This is a genomic window from Streptomyces durbertensis, assembly GCF_014156695.1.
Classification (GTDB): Bacteria; Actinomycetota; Actinomycetes; order Streptomycetales; family Streptomycetaceae; genus Streptomyces; species Streptomyces durbertensis.
Genome location: NZ_WMLF01000389.1, coordinates 1 through 5,189, shown reverse-complemented (window position 1 = coordinate 5,189; position 5,189 = coordinate 1). Strand labels below are relative to the sequence as shown.

6 protein-coding genes and 1 pseudogene are annotated in these 5,189 nt (G+C 71.6%); 1 reads left to right on the top strand and 6 read right to left on the bottom strand.

Annotated features, from left to right (window positions below):
• Window positions 1-53: 53 nt before the first annotated feature.
• Window positions 54-956, bottom strand: coding sequence for an alpha/beta fold hydrolase (locus GL263_RS21035; RefSeq protein WP_194377758.1), 903 nt, complete (start codon window positions 954-956; stop codon window positions 54-56).
• 622 nt (window positions 957-1,578) lie between these two features.
• On the opposite strand from GL263_RS21035, the gene GL263_RS21030 reads away from it, so the two are divergent.
• Window positions 1,579-2,781, top strand: coding sequence for an acyl-CoA dehydrogenase family protein (locus tag GL263_RS21030; RefSeq protein ID WP_182857298.1), 1,203 nt, complete (start codon window positions 1,579-1,581; stop codon window positions 2,779-2,781).
• A 31-nt stretch (window positions 2,782-2,812) separates the two neighbouring features.
• Here the strand turns inward: GL263_RS21030 and GL263_RS21025 are convergent, their stop codons facing one another.
• From GL263_RS21025 to GL263_RS21005, 5 genes and pseudogenes are all read right to left on the bottom strand, one after another.
• Window positions 2,813-3,376 (bottom strand): GAF domain-containing protein, encoded by a 564-nt coding sequence (locus GL263_RS21025; RefSeq protein WP_182857297.1) that lies wholly within the window; start codon window positions 3,374-3,376, stop codon window positions 2,813-2,815.
• Window positions 3,336-3,956, bottom strand: a complete 621-nt coding sequence (locus GL263_RS21020) for a GTP-binding protein (protein ID WP_182857296.1) — start codon at window positions 3,954-3,956, stop codon at window positions 3,336-3,338. Before GL263_RS21020 ends, GL263_RS21025 begins: the two co-directional genes overlap by 41 nt.
• A complete protein-coding gene (locus tag GL263_RS21015) occupies window positions 3,934-4,311 on the bottom strand; it encodes a DUF742 domain-containing protein (RefSeq protein ID WP_182857295.1) in 378 nt (125 codons plus the stop codon). Before GL263_RS21015 ends, GL263_RS21020 begins: the two co-directional genes overlap by 23 nt.
• 4 nt (window positions 4,312-4,315) lie before the next feature.
• A complete protein-coding gene (locus tag GL263_RS21010) occupies window positions 4,316-4,732 on the bottom strand; it encodes a roadblock/LC7 domain-containing protein (RefSeq protein WP_182857294.1) in 417 nt (138 codons plus the stop codon).
• Window positions 4,733-4,884: 152 nt separating this feature from the next.
• Window positions 4,885-5,189 (bottom strand): annotated as a pseudogene (locus tag GL263_RS21005) (ATP-binding protein); the annotation flags it as partial.

The following is a 5,189-nucleotide window of genomic DNA, read 5'->3' as shown; positions in this document are numbered from 1 at the left end:
GATCGCCCCGCCCCGCGGCACGGCCTGGGGCGGGGTGCCGCGGGGCGGGGCGATCAGCCCAGGCGCTGGTCGAGCCAGCGCAGCAGGTCGGCGTGGACCTCGGCGCGGTTGGTCTCGTTCAGGATCTCGTGGCGGGCCTGGGGGTAGGCCCGCCAGCTGAGATCCCGGGTGCCCAGGTGGCGGAAGTCCTCCAGCAGTTCGTAGACCAGCGTCATGCGCTGGTGGCACGGGTCCTGGTCGCCGACGGCGATGTGCACGGGCAGGGTGCGCGGAATGCGGTGGAAATGGTCCGGGTCGTTGATCTTCCGGGAGCCGAGCACCCAGTCCAGGCTCAGCCCGGCGCCGAAGGGGAAGCCGCACCACTCGTCGGCGACGTAGCGGTCGACCTGGGCCGGGTCGCGGGAGAGCCATTCGAAGCCGGTGCGCCGTTCGAAGGCCGCACCGAGCGAGCCGAACAGGTCGGTGACAAAGCCCGAGGGCGCGTTCCTGCCCACCTTCTCGATCTCGGCACTCAGCGAGCGCACCACCGACTCCGTCTCGCAGCCGGGCAGCGAGCGGAAGGTGCCGGTGAGGATGAGCCCGGCCAACTCCTCGCCGTACTCCTGGGCGTAGTCCCTGGCGAGTTGGGCGCCCATGCTGTGGCCCATCAGCACCAGGGGGACGCCGGAGAACTCGGCGCGGGCCCGCTCGCCGACCGTGTGCAGGTCGCGCACGATCCAGCGCCAGGCGTCCTCGCCGGCGGCGCCGAGGCCGCCGGTGTACCGGGCCGTGCCGCCGTGCCCGCGGTGGTCGCAGGCGACCACCGCGTAGCCGTGCGCGGTGAGGTGGCGGGCGAAGTCCTCGTAGCGGCGGGCGTGTTCGGCGGCCCCGTGGGCGACGAGGACGAGGGCCCGGGGAGTGCCGCCGCGGGGGCGCCAGCTGTAGGTGGCCAGCGGCGTGCCGTCCGCCGCCTGCATCAGCTCCTCGGCCACTCCCGGCACCTGCTCCACCTGTCGCCCTCCTCCTGCCGGCCCTGTGCGGCACGCGGCGCGCGCCCTTCTCGACGAACCCGACGAGTCGTCCGACACCGGGTATCGATTCCCGGTTCGGGCACGGGTCATGGCTGTTCGTCGCCTGTTGATGACAACACGTTACGCCCTGCCGGGGACATCCCGGGGCCAACCGTTCGCCGGGGTGGCCGAGGTGTGACGGTGGTGCGACGAGATCGCGCCACACCCACCGGGGCGCGAATCCCCCAAACGCACGCCCCCGAAGTGCGCCAGCGCGTTCCAGTTGAGCCGTTGCTCCAGGGTGACGGGGTTATGCCACTGGGTAATGCTGCTGGGACCCCCACTCACGGTCACCCAGTCGACAAGCTCGGGCCCTGCCCGGCACAAAGCGATCCGGATCGAGCAGGAAGGGGTTTCAGGACAACCTTCCGGATCGCGTTCCCCACGGTCGAGCCGCTGGACACGATGTTCACGACGCAGGGGTCGGGCGCAGCCGACTCCCACTCGGCCGACGGGACAGGGCCGCTGCTGCCCAAGCACCACCCCCGCCTGGCAGGCACGCGGGGAGCGCGACGCGGAAGGGCAAGTGATGGATCCCTACTTCACCAGCAAACGGCACGAGGAACTGAGGGAACGGGTGCGGGAGTTCGCACTCCGCGAGGTGGCGCCACGGGTCGCGGGGATGGAGGCCGGGCGGTCCGTGTGCGTGGACCTGTCCCGGCTGATCGCCCGCCAGGGATGGATCGGCGTGACCATCCCCCGCGCCTACGGCGGGATGGGCGAGGGGCATCTCGCCAAGACGGTGGTCATCGAGGAGCTGTCCCGGGTGAGCGGCGCGATGGGCGCCATGGTGCAGGCCTCCCAGCTCGGCGTCGCCAAGATCGTGCACTTCGGCGACGAGGAGCAGAAGAAGACCTGGCTGCCCGCGGTGGCGGCCGGCGAGTGCCTGCCCACGATCGCGGTGACCGAGCCGCAGTCGGGCGGCCACGTCCTCGGCATGGAGAGCACCGCCGTGCGGGAGGGCGACGAGTACGTGCTCAACGGCTCCAAGGTCTACGTCGGCAACAGCCACGTCGGGGACCTGCACGGCGTCGTGGTGCGCACCGGGCCCGGCTCACGCGGACTGTCCGCCTTCCTGGTGGAGTCCGACCGGCCGGGCTTCTCCGTCGGACCCCAGCAGCCCGCCATGGGGCTGCACGGTTTCAGCTTCGGCGAACTGCGCTTCGAGGACTGCCGGATACCCGCCTCGAACCTGCTCGGCCGCGAGGGCGACGGGCTGGCCGTCGCCTACTCCTCCAGCGTCCTGTACGGGCGCGCGAACCTGACGGCCGTCTCGCTGGGCATCCACCGGGCGATCGTGGAGGAGACGGCGCGCTTCTGCGCCGGACGAGAGCGGTACGGCGCGCCGCTGGCCGACCTGGCGCCGGTCAAGCTGAAGCTCGGCCAGATGAACTCCCGGTTGATGACCGCCCGGTTGGCCGCGTACCACGCCGTGCACCTGCTGGACCACGGCCTGCCCTGTGACGCGGAGCTGATCAACGCCAAGCTGGTCAACGTCGAGTACGCGCTGGACTCGGCGCGGGAGGCGATGGAGATCCACGCGGCGGCAGGACTTTTCACCGACCGGCCGATCGAGCGGCTGCTGCGCGACGCGCACCACATCTTCGCGCCCGCCGGCACCTCGGACGTCCAGCGGCTGCGGCTCGCCGAGTTCGCGCTCGGCACCGACAAGGGGCAGTGGTCCCGCAGACTCTCGGACGTGGTACGCCGGGAGCCGGTCCCGGTCAGCTGACCGGGACCGCCGCCGGGTCCGTTCCAGGCCCTCAGGCGCCGTGCTCCCGCCGGTGGATCTGCTCGACCAGTTCGGCTGCCATCGACTTGATGGTCTCCAGCCCCTGGCGGCCCCACGGGCGCGGCTCCTGGTCCACCACGCACACCGTGCCGAGCGCCATGCCCGTGCGGTCGATGAGCGGCGCCCCCAGGTAGGAGCGGATGCCGATCTCGTCCACGACCGGGTTCCCCGCGAACCGCGGGTAGTCGCAGACGTCCTCCAGCACCAGGGCCTTGCGCCGCACGATCACGTGCGGGCAGTAGCCATGGTCCCTGGCCATCACCCGGCCCGGCCTGGCGTGCTCCGGCGCCGGGCCCAGCTCCACGGCCTGGTCCTCGCCCCTGGTGTAGAGGCCCGCGAAGTACTGGCGGTGCTCGTCGATGAAGTTGACCATCGCGTAGGGCGCCTGCGTCACCCGGGCGAGCTTGCGGGCGAACTCGTCGAACTCCGCCACCGGGGCGTCCCCGATGCCGAGTTCGCGCAGCCGCACCACCCGGGCGGGCGCCTCCCTGTCCTCAGGAGTGAGGAGCAGATGACTGGTGGGGTCGTAGGACATCGGGGGCATACTGGCTCCTGCTCTCGATCAGGTACTGGACAAGCGTGACAAGGACCTGCGTGGTGGAACTGGCGTGGCGGGCGTCGCACATGACCACCGGGACCTCCGGCCTGAGGTCTATGGCCGCGCGCACCTCGTCCGCCGAGTAGCGGTACGCGCCGTCGAACTCGTTGACCGCGACGACAAAGCCCATCTTCCGGCGTTCGAAGAAGTCCACGGCGGCGAAGCAGTGCTCCAGCCGGCGTGTGTCGGCCAGCACCACCGCGCCGAGCGCGCCCTCGCACAACTCGTTCCACATGAACCAGAAGCGCTCCTGGCCCGGGGTGCCGAAGAGGTACAGGATGTGGCGGTCGCTCAGGGTGATCCGCCCGAAGTCCATGGCGACCGTGGTGGTGGACTTCGCCTCGACGCCCTCCAGGCTGTCGGTGGCGGCGCTGATCTGCGTCAGCAGCTCCTCGGTGCTGAGCGGTTCGATCTCGCTGACGGCGCCGACAAACGTCGTCTTGCCCACTCCGAACCCGCCGGCGATGAGGATCTTCACCGCTGTCGGAAGGGGATCAGAGTCGTTTGCGAAGTCCATGCAACACCGCCTCCAGCAGGTCTCGATCGGTGGGATCCGGGCCCAGCAGCGCCGGCTCCCGGGTGGTGACGGCGCCGCATTCCAGCAGGTCCGAGAGCAGCACCTTGGTGACGACGGCCGGCTGCCTGATGTGCGCGGCGATCTCCGCCACCGAGGTGGGCCCCCCGCACAGCCCGAGCACCTGGGCGTGGTCGGGGCCGAGCTGGTTGCTGTGCGGCCGGCTGCCGGTGGCCATGACCATCGTCAGCAGGTCGAACCGGCCGGTGGGCCGGGTCCGTCCGCCGCTGACCGTGTACGGCCGGACCAGGCGGCCCGCGTCGCCGTCCAGCCACGGCCCTTTCTCGGGTTCGGGCATCGTCTCACTGCCCCGCCGGCTGCCTGGCCGGTGTGCCCAGATAGGGCCGTACGCTCTTGACGAGCATCGCCATCTCGTAGCCGAGCACCGCGGCGTCCGCCTCGGCGCTGGCGAGCACCGCCAGGCACGCTCCCTGGCCCGCCGTCGAGACGAACAGCAGGCTGGTACTCAACTCCACCACCACCTGTCGCACCTCGCCGCCCTCCCCGAACCGCACGCCGGCGCTGCGCGCCAGCGAGTACAGCCCCGAGGACAGGGCGGCCAGGTGGTCGGCCGTGTCGCCGTCCAGACCGTGCACGGCCTTCACCAGGCCGTCCGACGACAGCAGCAGGGCGCTGCGGGAATGCGGAACTCTCTGCACCAGGCCGTTCAGCAGCCAGGAAAGGTCGGTGCTGTGGCCTACGGGAGCTTCGCTCACCATGTCGCGTTCTTCTCCTTGGGATGTGGGCCGGGCTCGGGCGTCCCCTGCCAAGGCCTGCGGATGTCCGGCGGGTTGCCGGGGTCTGGGCCCGTGCTTGCCGACCGGCGACGTCGGTCGCGCGGTGCCGGTCGGGCGGATGGTCGGTGCGGGCCCTACAGGTCGTCGGTGTCGTCGGCCAGGCTGGCGCCGCGCCGGAAGGCGGCCATCAGGCCCGGGTCGTGCGAGCTGAACTCCTCCTCCTGGTGGGTCCTGGCCGGCGGGTCGGTGCGCAGTTCGGGTACCAGGTGCTGCTGCTTGCGGCGCCGCGGCAACCGCGGCCGCTCGCCCTCCGACGCGATGTCCAGGGGCGGTGGCGGTGGGATGAGCGGGGTGGTGCGGTGGCCGTTCGCCGTGGCGGGCGCCGGCGGACCGGCGGGCTCGACGACGGCCGCCGGGCCCCGGTGGAAGCCGGTGATTC